This is a genomic window from Streptomyces sp. AM6-12, from assembly GCF_044327085.1.
GTDB lineage: Bacteria > Actinomycetota > Actinomycetes > Streptomycetales > Streptomycetaceae > Streptomyces.
Map to the genome: position 1 here is coordinate 239,783 of NZ_JBIQWN010000002.1, position 22,206 is coordinate 261,988.

At 75.5% G+C, this 22,206-nt stretch carries 18 protein-coding genes; 8 read left to right on the forward strand and 10 right to left on the reverse strand.

The features are described from left to right. The first annotated feature begins 194 nt into the window (after nt 1-194). Together ACE4Q9_RS29450 and ACE4Q9_RS29455 are read left to right on the forward strand one after the other, a co-directional pair. Nucleotides 195-1,688 (forward strand): FUSC family protein, encoded by a 1,494-nt coding sequence (locus ACE4Q9_RS29450; RefSeq protein ID WP_397988257.1) that lies wholly within the window; start codon nt 195-197, stop codon nt 1,686-1,688. A gap of 310 nt (nt 1,689-1,998) precedes the next feature. Next, a complete protein-coding gene (locus ACE4Q9_RS29455) occupies nt 1,999-3,039 on the forward strand; it encodes a lactonase family protein (protein WP_397987547.1) in 1,041 nt (346 codons plus the stop codon). Between the two features lie 102 nt (nt 3,040-3,141). On the opposite strand, the gene ACE4Q9_RS29460 is transcribed toward ACE4Q9_RS29455, so the two are convergent. From ACE4Q9_RS29460 to ACE4Q9_RS29475, 4 genes are all read right to left on the reverse strand, one after another. After that, nucleotides 3,142-4,068, reverse strand: a complete 927-nt coding sequence (locus ACE4Q9_RS29460; RefSeq protein WP_397987548.1) for a sirohydrochlorin chelatase — start codon at nt 4,066-4,068, stop codon at nt 3,142-3,144. A gap of 11 nt (nt 4,069-4,079) precedes the next feature. After that, nucleotides 4,080-5,123, reverse strand: a complete 1,044-nt coding sequence (locus tag ACE4Q9_RS29465) for an N-acetylglucosamine kinase (RefSeq protein ID WP_397987549.1) — start codon at nt 5,121-5,123, stop codon at nt 4,080-4,082. After that, the gene (locus tag ACE4Q9_RS29470) at nt 5,120-5,797 is read right to left on the reverse strand and encodes a uracil-DNA glycosylase (RefSeq protein ID WP_397987550.1); all 678 of its coding nucleotides are present in this window, start codon (nt 5,795-5,797) and stop codon (nt 5,120-5,122) included. The genes ACE4Q9_RS29465 and ACE4Q9_RS29470 overlap by 4 nt, the downstream gene beginning before the upstream one ends. Before the next feature lie 133 nt (nt 5,798-5,930). Then, a complete protein-coding gene (locus ACE4Q9_RS29475) occupies nt 5,931-7,019 on the reverse strand; it encodes a WD40/YVTN/BNR-like repeat-containing protein (RefSeq protein ID WP_397987551.1) in 1,089 nt (362 codons plus the stop codon). A gap of 281 nt (nt 7,020-7,300) precedes the next feature. Here ACE4Q9_RS29475 and ACE4Q9_RS29480 point away from each other — a divergent pair, with 281 nt between their 5' ends. Beyond that, nucleotides 7,301-7,876 (forward strand): hypothetical protein, encoded by a 576-nt coding sequence (locus tag ACE4Q9_RS29480; RefSeq protein ID WP_397987552.1) that lies wholly within the window; start codon nt 7,301-7,303, stop codon nt 7,874-7,876. A gap of 175 nt (nt 7,877-8,051) precedes the next feature. Here ACE4Q9_RS29480 and ACE4Q9_RS29485 read toward each other — a convergent pair whose 3' ends face one another. After that, nucleotides 8,052-9,722, reverse strand: coding sequence for an acyl-CoA dehydrogenase family protein (locus ACE4Q9_RS29485; RefSeq protein WP_397987553.1), 1,671 nt, complete (start codon nt 9,720-9,722; stop codon nt 8,052-8,054). Between the two features lie 63 nt (nt 9,723-9,785). On the opposite strand from ACE4Q9_RS29485, the gene ACE4Q9_RS29490 reads away from it, so the two are divergent. The 3 genes from ACE4Q9_RS29490 to ACE4Q9_RS29500 all read left to right on the forward strand — a co-directional run bounded on the left by ACE4Q9_RS29490 (nt 9,786) and on the right by ACE4Q9_RS29500 (nt 15,801). Continuing rightward, the gene (locus ACE4Q9_RS29490; RefSeq protein WP_397987554.1) at nt 9,786-10,535 is read left to right on the forward strand and encodes a PaaX family transcriptional regulator C-terminal domain-containing protein; all 750 of its coding nucleotides are present in this window, start codon (nt 9,786-9,788) and stop codon (nt 10,533-10,535) included. 248 nt (nt 10,536-10,783) lie between these two features. Continuing rightward, nucleotides 10,784-11,308: a hypothetical protein gene (locus tag ACE4Q9_RS29495; protein ID WP_397987555.1), complete on the forward strand. Its 525-nt coding sequence runs from the start codon at nt 10,784-10,786 to the stop codon at nt 11,306-11,308. A gap of 11 nt (nt 11,309-11,319) precedes the next feature. Then, nucleotides 11,320-15,801: an HAD-IC family P-type ATPase gene (locus tag ACE4Q9_RS29500; RefSeq protein WP_397987556.1), complete on the forward strand. Its 4,482-nt coding sequence runs from the start codon at nt 11,320-11,322 to the stop codon at nt 15,799-15,801. 3 nt (nt 15,802-15,804) lie between these two features. On the opposite strand, the gene ACE4Q9_RS29505 is transcribed toward ACE4Q9_RS29500, so the two are convergent. Beyond that, a complete protein-coding gene (locus ACE4Q9_RS29505) occupies nt 15,805-16,884 on the reverse strand; it encodes an NADH:flavin oxidoreductase/NADH oxidase (RefSeq protein WP_397987557.1) in 1,080 nt (359 codons plus the stop codon). 137 nt (nt 16,885-17,021) lie between these two features. Here ACE4Q9_RS29505 and ACE4Q9_RS29510 point away from each other — a divergent pair, with 137 nt between their 5' ends. Next, nucleotides 17,022-17,378 (forward strand): ArsR/SmtB family transcription factor, encoded by a 357-nt coding sequence (locus tag ACE4Q9_RS29510; RefSeq protein WP_397987558.1) that lies wholly within the window; start codon nt 17,022-17,024, stop codon nt 17,376-17,378. A gap of 16 nt (nt 17,379-17,394) precedes the next feature. On the opposite strand, the gene ACE4Q9_RS29515 is transcribed toward ACE4Q9_RS29510, so the two are convergent. Then, the gene (locus ACE4Q9_RS29515) at nt 17,395-18,729 is read right to left on the reverse strand and encodes an FAD-dependent oxidoreductase (protein WP_397987559.1); all 1,335 of its coding nucleotides are present in this window, start codon (nt 18,727-18,729) and stop codon (nt 17,395-17,397) included. Between the two features lie 193 nt (nt 18,730-18,922). Between ACE4Q9_RS29515 and ACE4Q9_RS29520 the strand changes: the two genes are divergently transcribed. After that, complete coding sequence (locus tag ACE4Q9_RS29520; protein ID WP_397988259.1) at nt 18,923-19,426, forward strand: DUF6214 family protein; 504 nt, start codon at nt 18,923-18,925, stop codon at nt 19,424-19,426. Between the two features lie 161 nt (nt 19,427-19,587). Here the strand turns inward: ACE4Q9_RS29520 and ACE4Q9_RS29525 are convergent, their stop codons facing one another. The 3 genes from ACE4Q9_RS29525 to ACE4Q9_RS29535 all read right to left on the reverse strand — a co-directional run bounded on the left by ACE4Q9_RS29525 (nt 19,588) and on the right by ACE4Q9_RS29535 (nt 22,138). Then, the gene (locus tag ACE4Q9_RS29525; RefSeq protein WP_397987560.1) at nt 19,588-20,256 is read right to left on the reverse strand and encodes a TetR/AcrR family transcriptional regulator; all 669 of its coding nucleotides are present in this window, start codon (nt 20,254-20,256) and stop codon (nt 19,588-19,590) included. A 248-nt stretch (nt 20,257-20,504) separates the two neighbouring features. Further along, nucleotides 20,505-21,440, reverse strand: a complete 936-nt coding sequence (locus ACE4Q9_RS29530) for a M56 family metallopeptidase (RefSeq protein WP_397987561.1) — start codon at nt 21,438-21,440, stop codon at nt 20,505-20,507. 125 nt (nt 21,441-21,565) lie between these two features. Continuing rightward, entirely contained in the window at nt 21,566-22,138 is a 573-nt protein-coding gene (locus ACE4Q9_RS29535; protein WP_397987562.1) for a DUF5134 domain-containing protein, read from the reverse strand. Nucleotides 22,139-22,206: the final 68 nt, after the last annotated feature.

A 22,206-nucleotide genomic window follows, 5' to 3' on the forward strand; every position in this document is an offset into this window, starting at 1 on the left:
CCTGCGCCGTTGGTGCCGGGCGAGACCCGGTGCGGGGCCTCATGGTGGACCATTGGCCCACTGGAACCGGCATCGCTTGAGCCACTGCGGCGGGGATGCTCTTATAGACATGTCGATGGCGCTGCGGGTCCCCGCGGCGCCTTTTGTTTTCCGGTCTTCCTTGGTCTTCCAAGGTGTCCATGGGGAGGACAGCAGTGCTGAAGAAGATGTTCGTGGCTCCGGACCCGGGTCGGGCGCGACTGCGCTGGGCGTCTCGGGCCGTCCTCGGCATCGGGCTCGCCGTGGTGGTCTGCCTGCTCGTCGGACACTCCGTCGTCGGCGCGGTCACCGGCGGGCTCGCCGCGCTGCTCGCGCTGTTCACCGTCGCCGACCCCACCGTGCGCGGGCAGGCGGTCACCACCGCGCTGCTGCCGGCCGTGGGCCTGCCGGTGCTCGGCGCCGCGGCCGTGCTGCACCCGTACCCGTTGGCGCGGGACCTCGCCTTCCTCGCCGTCGTCGGCGCCGGGGTCTACGCCCGCCGCTGGGGGCCGCGCGGGCACAGCCTCGGCGTGTTCGCCTTCATGATGTTCTTCGCCGCCCAGTTCCTGCACGCCACCCCCGACCGGCTGCCCGAGCTGTCCGCCGCCGTGCTGCTGTCGGTGCTCAGCGCCGCCGCGGTCCGCTTCGGGGTGTGGTGCTACGAGCGCCGGCTGCCCCCGGCCACCGCCCCCGCACCCCTGTCCGCGGGCGCCCGGCTGGCCCGCGTGACCACGCGCCAAGCGGTCCAGGCGATGGCGGGCGGGGGCTTCGCGCTGGTCGTGGGCGAGCTGGTGTCCGGCCAGCGGTGGTACTGGGCGGTCGGCGCCACCTGGTGGGTCTTCGTCAACACCACCTCGCGCGGCGAGACCCTGGTACGGGGCTTCCGCCGGGTCCTCGGCACGCTGATCGGCGTCGGCCTGGGCTTCCTCGTCGCCGTCCCCCTGCACGGCGCGCCGGTACCGACGGCCGTGCTGCTCGCGGTCGCCGTCTTCGGCATCTTCTACTCCGCCGCCGTCTCCTACACCTGGATGATGCTCTGGGTGACGGTCCTCGCCGAGCTCCTGTACGGCCTGCTCGGCGTCCTCACCCCCGGACTGCTGGCGCTGCGGCTCGGGGAGACCGCGGTGGGGGCGCTCGGGGCGGCGCTCGCGGTGCTGCTCCTGCTGCCGGTGACCACGCACGCCACGACAGACGCGTGGATCCAGCGGGCCTTGCGGTGCGTGCACGCCTGCACCGCGGAGGCGGCGGCGCGGCTCGGGGGCTCGCCGACCGCCGACCCCGCGCCCCGCGTGGCCGAGCTGGAGCAGCTGCTCGGCCGGGTACGGCTGTCCGTGGCGCCGCTGGTGCATCCGCTGAACCCCTCGGCCGCGCGCAAGCTGCGGGCCCGCCGGGTGCTGGCGCTGCTCGACGACTGCGCGCGCGAGATCCGCGGCCTGGTAGCCGTCGCGGCGGATCCGGAGGCGTCGCACGACGCGCGTCTCGCGGCGGCGTGCGGTCGGGTGGAGAGGGCGGTCGAGGCGCTGACGGGAGGCTCCGCGGAGCCGGCGGCGGCCGCGGCCGAGGCTCCGGCGTCGCCGGCGCTGGCCCATCTGCATGGCCTCGAGCACGCGCTGGCCGCGCTCGCGGAGCCGCTGCGGGGGGCGGCGGGGTCGAGGCTGGTGGGGGCGTGACGTCTTCGGGGCGTGAGGTGTGTTCGAGGGCCTGTGGTGCAGGGAGGTTGGTGAGAGAGGGGGCTGGTGAGAGGGATGGCTGGTGGGAGACCTGCGGGTGCGGGCGCGTCGTGGCTGGTCGCGCAGGCTCCGCGCCCATGGGGAACTGCCGTCCCGCCGGTCGAGAAGCCGATGTGGCTCGGCCGGTCGTCTCCGGAGGATGCCGCACCGGAGTGAAGAACTCCCGCCCCACGCCGTCCCCTTGGTCTAGACCGAAGTGGGTCGGCTGCTACCGTCGGCGCGTGACGGGCTCGACCGAGAGGGGACAGCGGTGGCGCAGGGTGATGGCAGGTCGGGCGGACGGCGGGCGTTCATCGGCTCGTTCACGGCGGCGGGCGGGCCGGGGCTGGTGACCGCGGAGGTCGAGGCACAGGGCGGCGCCCTGACCCTCGTCGGCGCCGTCAACGACGTACCGGACCCCTCCTACCTGGCCCTCTCCCCGGACGGCGGCACCCTCTACGCGGTCGGCGAGACCGCCCAGGGCGTCGTCGCCGCCTTCCGCGTCGACGGCGGCCGTCCGGAACTCGCCGGGCCGCCCGTGCCCGTGGACGGCAGCGGCCCCACCCACCTGAGCCTGTACGCCGGGCACGTGCTCACCGCCAACTACGGCTGCGGCAGCGTCACCGCCGTACCGCTGCGCCCGGACGGCACCCTCGCCGCGAAACCCTCCGGCCGGCTCCAGCACACTGGCTCCGGGCCGCACGACCGCCGGCAGCGCGGTCCGCACGCCCACCAGGTACAGCCGGACCCGAGCGGCCGCTGGGCGGTGAGCGTCGACCTCGGCACCGACTCGGTGCGGGTCTGCACCCTGGAGGCCGGCGCCCCGGCCCTGCACCGCGAGTGCGCCCTGCGCCCCGGCTCCGGGCCCCGCCACCTGGCCTTCCACCCCGACGGCGAGCGCGCTTACGTCGTCAACGAACTCACCCCGACGGTGACCGTGTGCCGCTGGGACGCCTCGGCCGGCTCCCTGAAACCGCTCACCGAGGTCCCCCTGCTGCCGGGCGCCCCGGCAGGCGACGCCTACCCCTCCGGGATCGTGGTCGCCCCCGACGGCCGCTTCGTGTGGACCGCGACCCGCGGCGAGGACGTCCTGTCGGTGCTCGCCGTCGAGGGCGACGGCCTCAGGCCGCTCGGCACCGTGCCATGCGGCGGCCACTGGCCCCGCGCCCTGGCCGAGCGCGACGGCTTCCTGTACGTGGCCAACGAGCGCTCCGGCGACGTCAGCTGGTTCGCCGTGGACGAGGCCACGGGCATGCCGCGCTACGACGGCTCGGTGCAGGTCGCCGCGGCCTCCTGCGTCGTCTTCGGCTGAGCGGCGCGCGACACCTGATCCGGCCGCGACGCCTCGTCAGGCACGGCGGAGGGCCCGCCCCCCCCGAGGGAAGCGGGCCCTGCTCGTACGGTCCGGGTGCGGTCAGCGGACCGGGGCACCCTGCGCCTGCCGCGGCGCGATCCCCAGGGCCGTCGTGTACTTGGCGAGGGCCAGCTTGCCGATCGCCGGGTAGGCGCCCAGCGGCTCGGCCATCGAGCAGCCCGCCTCCTCGGCGGCGGCGGCCAGCAGCGTCGCGTCGATCTCCGGGCCGACCAGGTACGGCGCGAGCGCCAGCTGCTGCGAGCCGGCCGAACGCAGCTGCTCGGCGATCGAGGAGATGGAGCCCTCCTGGTCCAGGGCCGCCGCCATCACCGGCACGGCCAGGCGCGCGGCGAGCAGCATGCCGGTGATCCCGGCCGCCTGCACGGCCTCCTCGCCGCCCACGGAGGCCAGGACGATGCCGTCGGCGGCCGTGGCCACGGTGAACAGCCGGGCGCGGTCGGCACGGGCCAGACCCGCCTCGGACAGCCGTACGTGCAGCGCCTCGGCGAGCAGCGGGTGCGGGCCGAGGACATCGGTCAGCTCGGCCGCGACCCGGCTGTCGTTCACCGACTGGCGGATCTGCCGCAGCAGCGCGCTGTCCGGACCGGCCAGCAGCGGTACGACCACGGCGACCGGGCCGTCGGGCTCCCGCAGGCCCTCGGCACCGGCGGCGAGAGCCTGCTCGTAACGGGCCGTGCGCTCCTCGGCGGCGTGCGCCAGCACCCCACGCAGGGAGGGGAAGTCGGTGTCGTCACCGTCCAGGTAGCCGATCCGGGCGTCCAGGCCGGGCAGCTCGGAACGGGCGATGCTCACGACCTCCTCGGCGAGGCCACGCGTGGCAGCGCTGGGCACACCGGGCACCGCGAGGACGAGCGCGGGCGCGCCCTCGGGAGCCACCAGCGGTTCGGGCCGGCGGTGCCGTCCGGGCTGGCGGGGTCGCGGCATTCGTACTGGGAGGCCGGACTCGGGTCCAGTGGAGGAGCTCATGGCGCCGCATGTTACTGGTTTCGCGGATGGTCCTGTTCGGGGAGGGTGCAGGTGAGCGGTATCCGTCCGGTTTTGTCTGCCCGCTTACGGGTGGCGGCTGTGACGTGCAGCATCGTCGGATCACCCGGCAGCGTGGGCCGTCCGGCCGCGAGCTCGGCCGCGATCCGCACCGCGCCGTGCAACGGGTCGCCCTCGGGCGGCACCTGACGGGCGTGCGGCAGCCTGCGCGCCAACTCCTCGCGCAGCGGCACGAGCAGCGGATCGCCCATCCTGGACAGGCCACCGGTGAGCGCCACTTCGGGCGACCCGTCCGCCGGGCACACGGCCGCGGCGGAGTCGGCCATGTGCCGTGCCGCCGCCCGCAGGATGTCCGCCGCGACGGGGTCGTCCGCGGCACAATCGGCCACGCGGGGCGCGAACGAGGCGAGTACGGCGGCCCGGTCGGTCCGCGGATAGAGCCGGCGCGGCAGTTGGCGTATCGGCCCGAACTGCTCCCGCGCGCACTTCAGGAGCGCGCCCGAGCCGCCCTCGCGGCCGTCGTGGGCCCGCAGCGCCGCCTCCAGACCCGCCCGGCCGATCCATGCGCCGCCGCCGCAGTCGCCCAGCAGATGCCCCCAGCCGTCGGCCCGCCGCCAGCCGGCGAGGTCGGTGCCGATCGCGATCAGTCCGGTGCCCGCGGCGAGCACCGCGCCCGGTCGGAAGCCGAGGGCCCCGGCGTACGCGGTGACGGCGTCGGCGGCGAGCGCGACCCGTCGTACGCCCAGTTCGCGGGCGAGGGCGTCCGGCAGTTCGGCGCGCAGGGCGTCGCCCAGGGTGGCGAAACCGGCGGCGCCGACGACGGCCGTACCCAGCTCGTCCACCCCCGCCTGTGCCGCCAATTTGCTGGCCATCGGGGTGAGTTGGGATATCAGGTGGGCCGGGTCGACGCCCTGCGCGCCGGTGCGGACCGGTTCCCGGGTCTCCCACTGTGCCGAGGGTGCCCGCCCCGGCACGCCGACGGCGACCCGGAGGCCGGAACCGCCCGAGTCCACGGCGAGATACCCGGCGGCGGTCACGGCAGGCGCCAGTCCACGGGCTGTCCGCCCTGCTGGATCAGCAGGTCGTTGGCCCGGCTGAAGGGGCGCGAGCCGAAGAACCCGCGGTCGGCGGACATCGGCGAGGGATGCGCGGACTCCACCGCCGGCAGGCTCCCCAGCAGCGGGCGCAGGTTGCGCGCGTCACGGCCCCACAGGATGGACACCAGCGGCTTGCCGCGCGCCGCGAGCGCCCGGATCGCCTGCTCGGTGACCTCTTCCCAGCCCTTGCCGCGATGGGCGCCCGGACTGCGCGGTGCGGTGGTCAGCGCCCTGTTGAGCAGCAGGACACCCTGCTCGGTCCAGGGGGTGAGGTCGCCGTTGGACGGCTGGGGCAGCCCCAGGTCGCTGGTCAGCTCGCGGTAGATGTTGATCAGGCTGGGCGGCAGCGGCCGTACCTCGGGGGCGACCGAGAACGACAGGCCCACCGCGTGCCCCGGAGTCGGATAGGGGTCCTGACCGACGATCAGGACCCGTACCTCGTCGAAGGGTTGCTGGAAGGCCCGCAGGACGTTGCTCCCGGCCGGGAGGTACGTGCGTCCCGCGGCGATCTCCGCGCGCAGGAAGCCGCCCATCTCGGCGATCCGTCCGGACACGGGTTCCAGGGCCTTCGCCCAGCCCGCTTCGACGATTTCATGCAAGGGTCGTGGTGCCACGGGCGTCACCCTACTGCCGTACGGCCGCCGGTGATCAGCCGGTGGCCCGGACCCGGCCGGACGCCCCGCGCCCCCGGCCCCCCGGAACCCTGTTGTCCCTGCACTCGTCGCCCCCCTTTTCCCGTTCCGTCTCTCAGCTCACGACCGCGGCGCGCACGCACAGCACGTCCGGCAGATGTGCGGCCACCTGCCGCCAGCTGTCGCCGTCGTCCGCCGAGGCGAACACCTCTCCGTTGCGATTGCCGAAGTACACGCCCGCCGGGTCCGCGTCGTCGGTGCACAGGGCGTCCCGCAGCACCGTGCCGTAGTGGTCCCCGGCCGGCAGGCCACGGGACAGGGGTTCCCAGGACTTGCCCGCGTCGGCGGTGCGGAAGACCCGGCAGCGGCGGTCGGCGGGGACCCGGTCGATGTCCGCGGTGATCGGGAAGACGTACGCCGTGTCGCCGCGGCGCGGGTGGGCGGCGACCGCGAAGCCGAAGGTGGACGGCAGGTCCGCGCCGATGTCGCTCCAGTGCGCGCCCGCGTCGTCGCTGCGGTACACCCCCCAGTGGTTCTGGAGGTACAGCCGGTCCGGCACGGCCGCGTCACGGGCGACCTTGTGCACGCACTGGCCGAACTCCGGGTTCGGGTCTGGCAGGAACACCGCGGCCACCCCGGAGTTGGACGGCGCCCAGCTCGCCCCGCCGTCGGTGGTGCGGAACACCCCGGCGGTGGAGACGGCCACGGTCAGCGCCGCCTTGTCGCGCGCGTCCGTGAGCACCGTGTGCAGCCCCTCACCGCCGCCGCCCGGCACCCAGCGGGAGCGGGTGGGGTGCTCCCACAGCGGCCGCACCAGCTCGAAGCTCTCGCCGCGGTCCACCGAGCGGTACAGCGCGGCCGGTTCCGTGCCCGCGTACACCACGTCGGGCTCGGCGGCGGCCGGGTGCAGCTGCCAGACGCGCTCCAGGGAAGCCCCGGTGTCCTTGGGGAACCTGACGGCCGGCCGGGGCGGCTCGGTCCAGGTGCGGCCCAGGTCGTCGGAGTGGAACACCGACGGGCCCCAGTGCGTGCTGTCGCCGCCCGCGAGCAGGCGCGGCCGCGGTCCGCGGACGTCGATCGCGACCGAGTACACCGCCTGCGCGTTGAAGTACGGGTTCTCGTCGAACTCCCACGGGCCCTGCCCCCGCCGCCGTCCGATGAACAGGCCCTTGCGGGTGCCCACCGCCAGCAGTACCTCGGTCATGCCGATCACCTCCGGGGCGCCATTGCCCAGGGTTGCCGTCAGATATCGGCCAGTGTGCACCCCACCACTGACAGTCTCCCCTGGAGCGGTCATCGCCCCAGGTCAGCGGGGGTGTCGTCGGCTTTCGGCGGGGATCGGACGGGTGTGTTCCCCGATGCGGCTGCGCGAGGCGGCCCTCTCGTGCGAACGTCGGTGACGGCTTGTCGTGAGCAACGGAACGATCCCTCCCCGCGGGGAGGGCGGTCCGGCCGGTCTTTGCGGTCGCGAGGAGGGTGCCCTTGATGGCGTTCCGGGGTCCGAGGGTGTGGCTGTGGCGGTGGCGGCGCAATCCGCTCAGGCGACGGGCGGACGTCGTGGAGGGCTGGGTGGTGCTCGGCGTCTGGCTGCTGACGCTGCTGGCCGGGGTGCTCGCCGGGCTCATGGCCGCCCGGTCGGTGGCGCAGGGGCTGGCCCGCGAGCGCGCCGACTGGCGTCCCGTCGTCGCCCATGTCGTCGCCGGGGCCCCGGAGGCGTCGGCCGGGCACCGGCACGTGCGCGGCGGCGACCGGGGCTGGGCCGAGGTGCGCTGGCGGGTGGCCGACGGTTCCGTGCACACCGGCCGGGTGCGGGCGGTGCCCGACGTCGGCACCAGGGTCACCGTGTGGACCGACGCGCGGGGCCATCTCGTCGGCAGCCCCGTCACACCCGGCCAGGCCGCCTTCCGGGCCGACCTCATCGGAGCCCTGGCGGGGGTCGGCGCCGCACTCGTCCCCTTCACCGGCGGATCACTGCTGCGCGCCCGCCTGGAGCGCCGCCGGATGGCCGCCTGGGACACGGAATGGGCCCGGCTGGGGCCGCAGTGGGGACGCATGGTGTGAGCGGCCGTTCGACGGAGGAGTGTTGCGGAACGCGGGGAGCGAACGGGGTGTCGACGGCCAGCAGTTCGACGCCGTGGACCTGTCCGGGCGAGAACGACTCGGGCACGGTGACCGGCAGGGGGCGAGTGGCGTCGGGGCACGGAGAGGTGTCCGGCGCCGGGCGGGTCCGCCGGGCTCAGCCGCGCTCGGGCAGGGCGCGGTCCAGGATGGCGGTCAGGTCCGTACCGGAGGGCAGCGTCCCGAAGGAGTGGCCCCAGTCGCCGGCCAGGCGGGTGGCGCAGAAGGCGTCCGCGACCGGGTGCGGGGCGTGGCGGACCAGGAGGGACGCCTGGAGGGCGAGGGCCATGCGCTCGACCAGGCGGCGGGCGCCGAGCTGGTCCGCGCCCGGCAGCTCGGTCTTGAGGGCGGCCACGGTGGCGTCCAGGCGGGCGTCCGCGCCCTCGGCGAGGGCGAGTTCGCCGAACAGGGCGTCGGCGGCGCCCGGTTCACGGCCGAGGGCGCGCAGCACGTCCAGCGCGTTGACGTTGCCCGAGCCCTCCCAGATGGACAGCAGTGGGGCCTCCCGGTAGTGCCGGGGCATGCCGGAGTCCTCCACGTACCCGTTGCCGCCCAGGCACTCCAGGGCCTCGGCGGTGAACGCGGGCCCCCGTTTGGTGACCCAGTACTTGCCGACGGCCGTGGCGATCCGCCGGAAGGCGTGCTCCCCGGCGTCCCCGCGCACCGCGCGGTCCGCGGCCCCGGCCAGCCGCAGCGTGAGAGTGGTCGCCGCCTCCGACTCCAGCGCGAGGTCCGCCAACACGTTCCGCATCAGCGGCTGTTCGAGCAACCGGGCTCCGAACGCGCTGCGGTGGCGGGCGTGATGGCCGGCCTCGACCAGCGTCTTGCGCATCAGCGTGGCGGTGCCCATCACGCAGTCCAGACGCGTGCAGTTGACCATCTCGATGATGGTCTTCACGCCCCGCCCCTCGGGCCCCACCAGCCAGGCGACGGTCCCGTCGAACTCCGGCTCGGAGGAGGCGTTGGAACGGTTGCCCAGCTTGTTCTTCAGACGCTGGATGCGGAAGGTGTTGCGAGTGCCGTCCGGCAGCACCCGCGGCACCAGGAAGCAGGACAGCCCGCCGGGGGCCTGGGCCAGGACGAGGAAGACGTCGGACATGGGCGCCGACGTGAACCACTTGTGCCCGCGCAGGGTGTAGACGCCCGGCTCGCCGGTGGGCGTGGCCGTCGTGGTGTTCGTCCGCACGTCCGAGCCGCCCTGCTTCTCGGTCATGCCCATCCCGGCGATCAGTCCGGGCTTCCCGGTCGGCACGCGCAGCCCGGGCTCGTACTCCCGGCTGGTGAGCAACGGCTCGTAGACCTTGGCCAGTTCGGGCTCCGCGCGCAGGGCGGGTACGGCGGCGTACGTCATCGACGTCGGGCAGCCGTGCCCCGCCTCGGTGTGTCCCCACACCAACCCGCCGGCGGTACGGGCCACATGGGCGCCGGGCCGCTCGTCCGCCCAGGCCGAACCGGCGAGGCCCGCCTCGACCGCCGCCCGCATCAGGTGGTGCCAACTGGGGTGGAACTCCACCTCGTCGACGCGGTTGCCGTAGCGGTCGTGGGTGCGCAGCACCGGCTCGTGCGCGTTCGCCTGCTCGGCCCAGTCCTGCGCCCGGGCGCTGCCGGCGCGGGCGCCGAGCCGCCGGATCTCCTCCTCGGCCCACCCGGCGCCCTCGCGGCGCAGGCCCTCCAGGAGGGCGGTGTCGTCGGAGGAGTCGTAGGGGGCGAGGGGCGGGGGCTGGTTGGTGACGTCGTGGGTCGCGACCGGCGTCTGCGTGTCTGTCCGCGTGGAGGCCATACGCGTCATGTTGCACTTTCCCTGCGACTGTAGCAATAGTGCAACATGGCGGCGCACGTAGAGTACGTGCCCATGCGCGTGAACGTGTCGGCCGGGCCGGAGGCCGGCCTGCGGCCCCTGTCCGCCCGGTCGGTCGTCCTGAGCATGCTCCTGGCCGTGCACCCGCCCGAGCTGCCGGTGAAGGACCTGATACGACTGGTCGAACCCTTCGGCGTCGGCGGCTCCACCCTGCGGGCCGCGCTGAGCCGGATGGTGGCCGCGGGCGACCTGTGGCGCACCGACGCGGTCTACGGGCTCAGCGACCGGCTGCTGGCACGGCAGCGCCGTCAGGACGACGCGGTCCACCCCCGCACCCGCGCGTGGGGCGGCGACTGGGAGATGGTGGTCGTCACGGCGACGGGCCGCGGCGCCGCCGAACGCGCCGGGCTGCGCGCCCGACTGACCGCCCTGCGCCTGGCCGAACTGCGCGAGGGCGTCTGGCTGCGCCCCGCCAACCTCGACCGGCCGCTGCCGGACGGACTGCGCCAGGTGGCGGCGACGTACACCGCGCGCCCGGACGAACCCGCGCACGACCTCGTCACCCGCCTGTGGCCCCTGGACACCTGGGCGGCCACCGCCCGCGCCCTGCTCGCGCACGCCTTGGCCGCGCCCGGCCCCGCCGATCGCCTCACCGCCTTCGCCGCCATCGTCCGCCACCTCCTCGGCGACCCCGTCCTCCCGCCGGCCCTCCTCCCCCCGGCCTGGCCGGGCCCCGAACTGCGCACGGCGTACGCCGGGTACCAGCGGGAGGTGGCGGCGACCGCGGGGTGGCGGGAGGGCTGAGGGGCCGCTGACGGGGGGCAGGCCCGCCGTGCCGCCGCCTGGACGGCCGTACGGCGGACACCCCCGCGCCGGGTGACGCCCGCGCCGGCCGGGGCCGGAGGGCGTCCGCCGCGGTGCGCAGGGGCGGGCCGGGCCCCGAGCGGGTGGCGCCCGCGACGTACCGGGCGTTCCCTGGGAGACAGGAGGGTGACCCGCACGGTCGCGGGCACTCGGCGGGCAGTGGAGGACGATCTCACCCGAGGAGAGTCATGGCTGAGCAGAACGTGTCGTCGGCCCTCACGGCACCCCTGCGTGGCGCCGCCTCGGTGCTGCGCAGGGTGCCGGGTGCCACGACGGTGGGCCGCGTCGCTGAGGAAACCCTGGACAAGGTGGGCGCCGTCTCCCCGCGCGGGCGGCGCATCGCGGTGTACGCCGGAGCGGGTGTGCTCGGCGCGGCGGGCGTCGTGGAGTGGCCCGTGGCCCTGACCGGCGCGGCGGTGGCCTGGCTCACCCAGCCGCGGCCCGGCCATCAGGGCGACGGGACGGCGAAGGACCCGGCGGCTCCGCACGATCTGGGCACCGCCGCGCTCCGGTCCGGCGCGGACCCGCACTTCCACGGACCGCAGGAGGAGCCCCACCGGCACCACGGCGAACACGGACACGGACATAAGCACGGGCACAAGCACGGGCACCAGCCCGGACCGGTTCCTGTCGACGGCGCCGAGGAGACCACCCCGAAGACGGCGACCGGCCCCCTCGGGCCCACCGCCCGCCCCGACCGCACCACCCGCTGAGGAGGGCCCCCTTGCCAGGTCTGTTCACCGTGCCGCGGGCCACCCTCCGGCTGCTGCCCGCGGCACCACGCCTGCTCGCCCGCGCCACCGCGCCCGCGGTAGGGGTGGCCGCCGGCGCGGCCGCGGGGACGGCACGCGCCGGCGTGCGCGGCGCGGACGCCGCCATACGGGTCGCCCGCGTCGCCCGCAACACCCTTCCCGGCTCCGGCGACCACTGGCGTGCCGGCAGCCGCGCCCACCTCGCCCTGCGCCCCGTCGCACCCGCACCCGCGACCGACGCGACCGGCACGCAGGCCCCGCCTCCCGAGCCCCCGGCGAGCGGCACCGCCGTACCCCCGGCCCCCGGACCCGCGACCGGCCCCACGGACACGACGACACCCCCCGCCCCCGAGTCGGTGCCGGCCGGCACCGAGCCGCCGACCGGCACCCCACCCCCACCCCGTACCGGACCCACCGAACCCCCCGGCCACCGCGAGCGCACCGCCCCCATCGCCCGCCGCATCGCCCAGACCCTCGCCGACCGGCCCGACGTCCTCTTCGCCTACTGGGACGAGGGCCTCGCCCGGCTCGTCGTGACCGCGAGCGAGGAGGAGGCCACCGACGAGGTGGTCGAGCACGCCGCGCGACTCGCCGCCAGGCACGGGTTCGAGCTGGCCGCCGGCGACGTGGAGGAGACCACGCACCCGGCCGATCCCGCCGGGGTGCGCACCGCCGTGGCCACGCTCGGGGCCGATGTGCTGGGCACCGCCGTCGCGGTCACCGGGTACGCGCTGCGGCTGCCGCCCTCGCCCCGGCTGCTGACCGCCGTGGTGACGCTGCTGCGGGAGAACCCGAGGTTCCGCGGCTGGCTGCGCGCCCGCCTCGGCCCCGACCGGATGGACCTGGTGCTGGCCTGCGCCAACGCCGCCGCGCACGGGGCCGGGCAGACTCCCTCGTCCCTGTTGCTCGACGGCACCCTGCGCGGCTGCCAGGTCGCCGAGACGGTGGCCCGCGCGGCCGCCTTCGACGCGGTGCACGACGACCTGTGCGCTCCCGGCCGCATCAGCCTCGCCCCGGGCGGCGAGCCGCGGCCGCCGCTGCGCGAGTCGCCCGCCCAGGAATACGCCTCCCACGCCTCCGCGGGCAGCCTGCTGGGCGCCGCGGCCACCCTGCTGGTCAAGCACGACGGCACCGAGGCGGCCGAGGCGGTGCTCGCCGGTTCCCCCAAGGCGGCCCGCTACGGCCCCGCCGCCTTCCACGCCGTCCTCGGCGCCGCCCTGTCCCGCACCGGGGTGCTGGTGCGCGACCCGGAGCGGCTGCGCCGGCTCGACATGGCCGGGACCGTCGTCCTGCACGCCGGAGCGCTGCGCGGTCCGGACGGCGAGGCGGACCCGTGGGCCGAGCCCGTGCTGGACGCCGCCCGCCGGGCCGGACTGCGGGTGGTGCTGGTGGACGATCCCGCACTGGAGGACTTCACCGGCCTCGCCGATCAGGTCGTGGACGCCCGCCGGCCGCTGGACGACGTGGTCTACGAGGCGCGCGGCGAGACGGAGACCGTGCTCACCATCGCGCGCGTCCGCTCGGCCGAGGAGAGCGACGTGCTGGCCGCGCTGCGCGCCAGCGATGTCGCCGTCGCCCTCACCGACCGGGACGGCGCGGTGGTGTGGGGCGCGGATCTGCTGGCCCTGCACGGGCTGCCCGATGTGTGGCGGGTGCTGATCGCGATCCCAGCCGCCCGCGCGGTCGGCGGCCGGTCCCAGACCCTCGCCCGGTCCGGCGCGGCGCTGTCCGGGCTGATGGTGGCCGTCGGCGAGGCCAAGGGCGGCCGGGGGCGGCTCGCCATGCTGCCGGGGCTGCGGCACGCGCCCGTCGACGCGGGCGCCGCCCTGGCCCTGCTGTCCGGGATGCGCGCCGCGCTCGGCGTGGCGGTGGCCCGCGCCCCGCACCCCCGGCCGCGGGTGCACTGGCACGAACTGGACCCGGACCAGGCGAGGGACCGGCTGGAACACCAACCGGGCGACGGGGAGACGCCGTCGGGCGCGCTGGCCGACGGGCTGCGCCAGACGGCCCGCGGAATCTACCGGCATCCGCTCGTCTCCCCCGTGCGCTGGTCCTACCAGCTCGGCCAGGCCGTCCGCGGCGAACTCCACGACCCGCTCACCCCGGTCCTCGCGGTCGGCTCGGCCGCCTCCGCGATCCTCGGCTCGGCGGTGGACGCCCTGCTCGTCGTCGGCGCCCTGGATCTGAACGCCCTCGTCGGCGGGGTCCAACGGCTGCGTGCCGAACGGGCGTTGTCCGGTCTGGTCGCGGACCAGAAGCGCAAGGCGCGCCTGGTGCCGCAGGACGGGGAGGCACCGGCCGGCGGCACCCGCACGGTGGAGGCCGGCAAGCTCGCGCCCGGCGATGTGATCCAGCTCAAGGGCGACGACGTGGTGCCCGCCGACGCCCGGCTGCTGTGGCAGGAGGGCCTGGAGGTGGACGAGTCCGCGCTGACCGGTGAGTCCCTGCCGGTGGAGAAGGACACCGACCCCACCCCGCACGCCCCGGTCGCCGACCGCAGCTGCATGGTCTTCGAGGGCACGACCGTGGTGGCGGGCGAGGCCCGCGCCGTCGTGGTCGACACCGGCGAGCACACCGAGGCCGCCCGCGCCGTGCACCTGGCCGCGCGTACGCCCCCGGCGGCCGGCGTCCAGGCCCGGCTCCAGGAACTCACCCGCAAGGCGCTGCCGTTGACCCTGGCGGGCGGCGCCGCGGTGACCGGCCTCGCGCTGCTGCGCGGCACCCCGATCCGGGAGGCGGTCAGCGGCGGCGTGGCGGTCGCGGTGGCCGCCGTGCCGGAGGGGCTGCCGCTGGTGGCGACCGTCGCCCAGCTGGCCGCGGCCCGCCGGCTCAGCCGCGGTGGCGTCCTGGTGCGCACCCCGCGCACCCTGGAGGCGCTCGGCCGGATGGACACCATTTGCTTCGACAAGACCGGCACCCTCACCGAGAACCGGCTGCGCCTGGTGCGGGTCTCCGACGCCGAGGGCACCGTACGCGCCGTGGCCGACACCCGCTCCGCGGACACCGTGCGGGTCGCCGCCCGCGCCTGCCCCCGCTCCAACGGCGGCTCCGAGCGCCCGGTGCACGCCACCGACGAGGCCGTCCTGGACGCGGCCGGTCCCGACCCCGAGTGGACCCAGCTCGCCGGGCTGCCCTTCGAGGCCGGGCGCGGTTACGCGGCCGCCGTCGGACGGGCCGGAAAGGGCGCGCGCGTCCTCGTGGTCAAGGGCGCCCCCGAGACCGTACTGCCCGCCTGTACCGGACTGCCCGAGACGGCCGCCAACGCCGCCCAGGAGCTGGCCGGTTCGGGGCTGCGCGTCCTGGCGGTGGCCGAACGGCGCCTCGACGACGGGGAGGACGAGTCCGCAGTACTCGAACAGCAGCTCCAGAAGCTGGAGTTCGCCGGAGTGCTGGCGCTGTCCGACGTACCGCGCGACACCTCCACGGCGCTGGTGAAGGGACTGCTGGAGGCGGGCGTACGACCCGTCGTGCTCACCGGTGACCATCCGCAGACCGCGCGCGCCATCGCCGCCGAACTGGGCTGGCCGGAGGACACCGTGGTGGTCACCGGCGACGAACTGGCCGCCGCGGACCGGTCGGCGCGGGCCCGGATGCTGCGCGACGCGGGCGTGGTGGCCCGCGTGGCGCCCGAGCAGAAGCTCCAGGTGGTGGAGGCGCTCCGGGACGCGGGCCGGGTGGTCGGCATGGTCGGCGACGGCGCCAACGACGCGGCGGCCATCCGCGCCGCCGACATCGGGGTCGGCATCAGCGCCCGCGGCTCGGCCGCCGCGCGCAACGCCGCCGACATCGTGCTCACCGCCGACGACCTCACGGTCCTGATCGACGCGGTCGGCGAGGGCCGCGCCCTGTGGCACAGCGTCGCCGACGCCATCGCCATCCTCATCGGCGGCAACGCGGGCGAGGTCGGCTTCGGCCTGATCGGCACCCTGGTGTCCGGGCGGGCGCCGCTGTCCACCCGGCAGATGCTCATGGTGAACCTGTTCACCGACCTGTTCCCGTCGATGGCGGTCGCCGTCACGGAGAAGGAGGGCGAGGCGGACCTCGCCCATGTGGAGGAGGCCGCCGGTGTGCTGGGCGATCCGCTGCTGCGGCAGATCAGGCACCGGGCGCTGACCACCTGCCTGGGCGCGCTCACCGCCTGGCTGATCGGCCGGTTCACGCCGGGCACCGCCCGCCGCTCCAGCACCATGGCGCTGTGCGGGGTGGTCGGCACCCAGCTGGTGCAGACCCTCCTCGACCGGCGCGACAGCCGGCTGGTGCAGGTCACCTCGCTGGGCTCGGCCGCGGTGCTCGTCGCCGTCGTGCAGACCCCGGTGCTCAGCCAGGCCTTCGGCTGCACCCCGCTCGGCCCGTTCGCCTGGGCCGGTGTGGTCGCCGCCATCGGCCTCGCCCTGGCGGGACAGCGCGCGCTGCCCCGACTGGAGGAGACGGTCGTACGACTCCTGCCGGACTGAGGCTCATACCGAGCGCAGGTACTGCTCCGGCACCCGCACGTCGCCGCCCAGCTCCCGTGCGGTGTGCCGGGCCCAGGAGGGGTTGCGCAGCAGCTCGCGGCCGAGCAGGACGGCGTCGGCCTCGCCGTTCGCCACGATCTTCTGGGCCTGCTCGGCCTCGGTGATCAGCCCGACGGCCGCGACCGGGAGGCCGGTCTCGGCCTTCACCCGCGCCGCGAACGGGACCTGGTAGCCGGGCCCGGCCGGGATGCGCACGCCGGAGGCGTTGCCGCCGGTGGAGACGTCGAGGAGGTCGACGCCTTGGGCGCGCAGGTCGCGGGCGAGGCGGACCGTGTCGTCCGCGCTCCAGCCGCCCTCCTCCAGCCAGTCGGTGGCCGAGACGCGGAAGAACAGCGGCTTGTCCTCGGGCCACACCTCCCGTACGGCGTCCACGATTTCGAGCGCGAACCGGACCCGGTTCTCGTACGAGCCGCCGTAGGCGTCGGTGCGGTGGTTGGAGTGCGGGGAGAGGAACTCGTTGATCAAGTAGCCGTGGGCGCCGTGGAGTTCCACGATCTCGAAGCCCGCCGCCAGCGCCCGGCGCGCGGCCTGCGCGAACTGGCCGACGATCTCCCGGATCTGAGCGACCGTCAACTCGGTGGGGACCGGGTTCCCTTCGGCGAAGGGCAGCGGGCTCGGGGCGAGCGGCTGCCAGCCGTGCCGCTCCGGGCCGACCGGCTCGCCGCCCTTCCAGGGCCGCTCGGTGGAGGCCTTGCGGCCGCTGTGTCCGAGCTGGATGGCCGGCACCGTGCCCTGGGCGGTGAGGAAGCGGGTGATCCGGCGGAAGGCCTCCACCTGGGTGTCGTTCCACAGACCGAGGTCGTAGGGGGAGATCCGGCCCTCCGGGGAGACCGCGGTGGCCTCGACCACGATCAGACCGGTGCCGCCGGTCGCCCGCGCCCCGTAGTGCGCGACATGCCAGTCGTTCGGGGCGCCGGCGAGCGGCCCCTCCGGCTCGGCGGAGTACTGGCACATCGGGGGCATCCACACCCGGTTGGGGATGGTCACTTCGCGCAGGGTGACGGGCTCGAACAGCACACTCACGGGGGACTCCATTCGTCACGGACCGCAGGACTGTTCGTACGATAGACCTCGTAGTACGAGAGGTGTCAAACTACGATGGCTCTCGTACAATGCAGGAGACGTGAACGTTCCGTGATCCAGTGACGAGGTGGGCCGCCGTGACCGAGACCGCCGCTCCCGGCCGGGTGCTGCCGCACCCCGACCGGGCGGAGATCCGACTGGAGGCCGTGCTGCACGCGCTGTCCGACCCGGTGCGGCTGCGCATCGTGCGCGAACTGTCCACCGCCGCCGATGAGTTGGCCTGCTCCCGCTTCGACCTGCCGGTGACCAAGTCCACCACCACGCACCACTTCCGGGTGCTGCGCGAGAGTGGCGTCATCCGCCAGTGCTACCGGGGCACGGCCAAGGTGAGCGGCCTGCGCCGGGACGACCTCGACGACCTCTTCCCCGGCCTGCTCGACGCCCTCCTCGCCGCCGCCCGGCGCCAGCACGCCCGCCTCGGCGAGGACGCCTGAGCGCGCCCGCGGGGGGCTACGACGGCCGGGCCACCGCCAGCAGGGTGTCCCAGTCGGCCAGCTTGACCACGCCCCGGCCGAGGCGCGCGCCCAGCTCGGCCTCCGCCCGCTCGATCGCCAGCCAGCCGTCCCAGATCACCGGCTCCATCCCCGCCGCCAGCAGCGCGGGGACCGCGTCCCTGGGCACCTCGGCGCGCGCCAGCTCGGGGGCGTCCGCGAGCAGGGAGGCCACCGTCTCCTTGGCACAGGGCCGGTTGGTGCCGATCACCCCCGAAGGGCCCCGCTTGATCCACCCGGCGACGTACTCACCGGGCGAGACCGCGCCGCCGCGCGTCACCCGCCCCGCCGTGTGCGGGACGGTGCCGCTCGCCTCGTCGAACGGCAGCCCGTCCAGCGGCACCCCGCGATAGCCCACCGAGCGCAGCACCAGCTGCGCGGGTGTCTCCTCGTACTGCCCCGTTCCCGTGACCCCGCCCCGCCCGTCCGGCGCCGTGCGCTCGAAGCGGACCGCGCCCACCCGGCCGCCGTCCGCCAGCAGTTCCACAGGCCGCAGGAAGAACCGCAGCCGGATGTGCCGGCCGGCCTTCGAAGGGGGCCGCTCCGCCCAGCCGCGCAGCACATCGAGATTGCGCCGCTGCACCGCGGGCAGCGTCTCGGGATCGGCCGGATCGAGCGCCAAGTCGCCCGGTTCCACGACGACTTGGGCGCCAGGCAGGGTGCCCAGCTCCCGCAGTTCCTTGGTGGTGAAGCGGGCCTGCGCGGGACCGCGCCGCGCCACCATCCGCACCTCGCCGACCCCGCTCGCCGCCAGCGCCTCCAGCGCCCCCTGCGGCATGTCCGTCGGCCGCAGCTCGGCCGCGCCGCGCATCAGCATCCGGGTGACGTCCACCGCCACGTTGCCCGCGCCGATCACCACCGCCGAGCGCACACCGCGCAGAAAGCCCGCGTCGGCCGCGTCCGGGTGCGCGCTGTACCAGGCCACGAACTCGGTCGCCGACCAGCTGCCCGGCAGCTCCTCGCCGGGAATGCCGAGGTGGCGGTCGGTGGCGGCGCCCACGCAGTACACCACCGCGTGATACAGCCCGCGCAGCACCTTCACCGGCACCCCACCGGGCCCGCCCACCCGCACCCCGCCGAGGAACCGCACCCGCTCGTGCTCCAGCACCGTACGCAGGCTGGACTGAAGCGACTTGATCTTCTCGTGGTCCGGGGCGACGCCGTACCGGACCAGTCCGTACGGACACGGCAGCCGGTCCAGCACGTCCACGCGCACCTCGGGGTCCTGCTGCACGAGGTGCTGGGCGGTGTAGCACCCGCTCGGTCCGGATCCGACGACGGCGACTCGCAGCACGGTGGACTCCTGAGGGCGAGAGGAGAGTGCGCGGACGCCTCCAGGATCCCACCGGCGGGCCCGCGAAGGCAGGGCCCGCCGGGTGACGCGGGCGCGTGTCCCACCGGATGGAGGGCGGGCGCGCCGATACGTTGCGCAGGTGCTCGAAGCATCCTTTCTTGATCTTTCCGAGCGGAACGCGGAGGACGGCGCGCTGTCCGTGTGGCCCGCGTGGGAGCTGCGCGAGCACGGCGCCACCCTGTCCTGGCTGTACGCCCGGCTGGACTTCCCCGACGGCGCCGGAGTGGACGCCCTGGCCGTCGTGCGCGACGGGGGCAGCGTCTGCGTCGAGGAGATCCGGGCCTGCCCCGCGCTCTCCCTGGACGACCTCACCGTGCTCGCGGACTGGCTGGAGGAGCCGCTGCTGGAGGCGTTCTGGGCGGGGGAGCGGGCCGCGGGCCGGATGGTGGCACCGGCGGCCGTCCACGACGACTCCGGCACCGCGCCCGCGAGCCGGCGCCGGGCCCGCCCGGTCTGGCCGCGCGGCGCCGAGGGCCGGCTGCTGCTCGCCCGTGAGTACCGCGCCGCACAGGAGGCGGGTGCCGACCCGGTGCTCGCCGTGATGCGGGCCACCGGTCACGGTCGCCGTCGTGCCCTCGGCCTGATCGCCCGCGCTCGTGACGCGGGCCTGCTGACTCCGCGGCATGCCCGCCGCTAGCGACCTTCGTTCGGGCCAGGCCGGATCGAGCCGGACCAGGTCGGATCACGCCGGATCAGGCCGGATCAGGGCGGAGCGGGCCGCGGCGCCGGGGCCCGTGAGCTCGGCATGATCCAAACGAGAGGAGCCGGGAACGCCGCCCCGGCCGCGTCCCCAGCCCGCTACGACTCCTCCGCGCGCTCACCGGTCGCGAAGAACCGTGACAGATCGCGCCCCGCGGCCCCGTGCCCGGTGTCCCGCTCCGGCGGCACCCCCAGCTCCCAGTCGAGCCCGTAGTGCCGGAACAGTTCGGCGCGCAGGGCCGGGACCGGCATGGGCACGCCCGGAACCAGGGCCGCGTACACCGCGCCCATCAGCTGGGCCCGCAGCATCGGATAGTCGGCCCGCACGTCCGCGGAGCCGTAGCGGGCCACGGTGTCGCCGAGCAGTTCCGACAGCCGCCGCTGCTCCGGGCACTCCACGAAGCCCTCGGCCTGGAGCAGCCCCGCCATGTGCTGGCGCATCAGCACGGGATGGTCGCGGGTCAGCCCGAGGATCGCGTCGACGGCACGGGCCAGCCGCTCCCGGCCGTCCTCGCTGCGCGGCTCCCGCTCCAGCGCCTCCTCCAGCGTGCGGTGCATCAGCCGGTGCACGGCGGACTGCACGAGCTGGCGCTTGCCGGGGAAGTAGTACGACACCAGGCCGCGGGCGGAGCCAGCGCGGTCCGCGATGTCGCCGAGCGTCGTGGCCTCGAAGCCCCGCTCGGCCACCAGCTCCACGGCGGCCTGGAGCAGCCGTTCGCGGGAACGCCTTCGCAACTCTTCATTGACCGAGGCGCTGCGCGGGGACATGCTGGACTCCTGCGTTGACTGGCTGTCAGCCAACTATACTCAACGCATCCGGAACCGACCGTTCGGTTCCGGGCTGCCGTCCGCCGGGGTGACGCGGGGGATCACCTCGGCGGACGGTGCCGTTCCTCCTGTAACTCCTTTGCCGTTTCTTGAGGTTCTGACTCCGGCAGCCGAGGACGGTCGGATGGCGAGCCGAGGATGGCCGGGGGCGAGCAGACGGCGGCCGGGGGAGTCGAGCCGCGTCGCCCTCAGCCCAGTGCCCGCAGCCCCGGTACCAGGGTCAGCAGTACCGGGAGCGCCGGCACCAGCGCGGCGGTCGCCGTGAGGCGCAGCCGGTGCAGGGCGGGAAGGCGGCCGGGCGGGGTGAGCAGCCGGTCGACCCGCTGCGGCACATGCGCCTCGGGGGTCGGGCCGGGACCGAACACACCCCGCTCCTCGTTGAGTTCGACCAGGGCGAGCGCGGTCGTCAGCCGGCCGAAGCGCCGTGCGGCAGTGTCGTCTGCGGCCAGTTCCACCAGCCGGTGCATCTCGTCCCGGAACGCGGCGAAGACCGGCACCTGGGGGAACCCGCCCGCGAGCGCGGCCGAGCAGTGCAGCAGCCAGTCGTGCCGCGCCTGCGCGTGCCCTCTCTCGTGGGCCAGCAGCGCGTCCAGCTGACGCTCCTTCAGGCGCCGCAACGCGGCCGTCGTGACGACCAGTCGAGGCGTCGCACCGGCCAGCCACCAGGCGTCGGGGCGCCGGTCCTCCAGCACCACGAGCCGCCCCCCTCCCAGCTCCTCGCCCGGCAACAGCGGTGCGCGCACGAGGAGTTCGGCCCGCTGCGCCCGCCGCCGCGCGCGGGAACGTACGACCTCCCGCACCAGCATGGCCCCGCTCCACAGCCCCGCGCAGGCCAGCAGCACGGCGGTGGCGGCCGCCCAAAGGCTGGCGGAGCCGAGGGCGTACGCGTCCACGACCGCGCGCGGCGCCCGCGCGAACACCTGCCCGCGCACCGGCGCCCAGGCCGCGGCGGCGCTCAGCGTCATGGACAGCGCACAGCACAGCAGCACGGCCGCCACGACGCACTGCCACGCCCACAGGGCGACGACCGGTTCGCGGTCCGGCCAGTCGGCGCGCGCGAGCAGCCGCGGGCCGAGGACGGCGGTGAGGACGCCGAGCACCAACAGGGCCACCGGGACCATCATGGGCAGCACCTTATGAGCGCCGGGCCGCCCGGCGGTACGGTCCGTCACGCCGAAGTGACGCAGACAACGCGCACCGGCTCCGGAGAATACGGACAACTCGCCCCCGCGGTGGGCCTGCCCGGCGTTCACATCGTCAGCAGCATCGCCACCATTCCGATCGCCATCGACAGCCGGCACGCGCGGGCCAGTTCCGGGCGGTCGCCCCAGTGGGCGGGCGGCGGGGGGCCGCCGGCGGCGGCCGGGACCAGACGGGCGCCGGACAGCAGCGCGTAGCCCGTGAAGTACAGGAGCAGCGCGCCGGTCACCGCCGGGACCCCGGTGCCACCGTGCATGCCCTCCATGGACATGCCCTTCATGGAGTGGGCGGCGGGCGGGGCCAGGGCCATCGCGGCCGCCATGTAGACCATCGCCGCGGTGCCCACCAGGTGGTGCAGATGATGCCGGTCGCGGCGCGCGGCCCACAGGGCGCGCAGCGTGGCCAGGCCGAAGACGGCCGCGTACACCGGCCAGGCCCATCCCGGCGGGGAGAAGGCCGCCGCCGGGACGGCCATCGCGGCCATGCCGAAGCCCATCAGCGCCTCCCCGCCGGCCGACCGGCGCTGCTCCTCGACGGCGCTGCGCATCCGCAGCAGGCAGTAGGCCCCGGTCGCCGCGCAGAGCGCGACCAGCAACCAGGCGGCCGACACGGGTCCGTGCACGGGTACCTCCCCCGCTCGACGGTCGGTCGAGGGATGCGATGCCCAGCCGGGGCGGGGCGCATGCGGGC

Bases quoted from the DNA above. Each gene is read 5' to 3' on its own strand.
- ACE4Q9_RS29460 (WP_397987548.1), bottom strand. From the start codon at position 4,068: ATGAGCTCCTCCACTGGACCCGAGTCCGGCCTCCCAGTACGAATGCCG.
- ACE4Q9_RS29475 (WP_397987551.1), bottom strand. From the start codon at position 7,019: ATGACCGAGGTACTGCTGGCGGTGGGCACCCGCAAGGGCCTGTTCATC.
- ACE4Q9_RS29480 (WP_397987552.1), top strand. From the start codon at position 7,301: ATGGCGTTCCGGGGTCCGAGGGTGTGGCTGTGGCGGTGGCGGCGCAAT.
- ACE4Q9_RS29485 (WP_397987553.1), bottom strand. From the start codon at position 9,722: ATGACGCGTATGGCCTCCACGCGGACAGACACGCAGACGCCGGTCGCG.
- ACE4Q9_RS29490 (WP_397987554.1), top strand. From the start codon at position 9,786: ATGCGCGTGAACGTGTCGGCCGGGCCGGAGGCCGGCCTGCGGCCCCTG.
- ACE4Q9_RS29495 (WP_397987555.1), top strand. From the start codon at position 10,784: ATGGCTGAGCAGAACGTGTCGTCGGCCCTCACGGCACCCCTGCGTGGC.
- ACE4Q9_RS29525 (WP_397987560.1), bottom strand. From the start codon at position 20,256: ATGTCCCCGCGCAGCGCCTCGGTCAATGAAGAGTTGCGAAGGCGTTCC.
- ACE4Q9_RS29530 (WP_397987561.1), bottom strand. From the start codon at position 21,440: ATGATGGTCCCGGTGGCCCTGTTGGTGCTCGGCGTCCTCACCGCCGTC.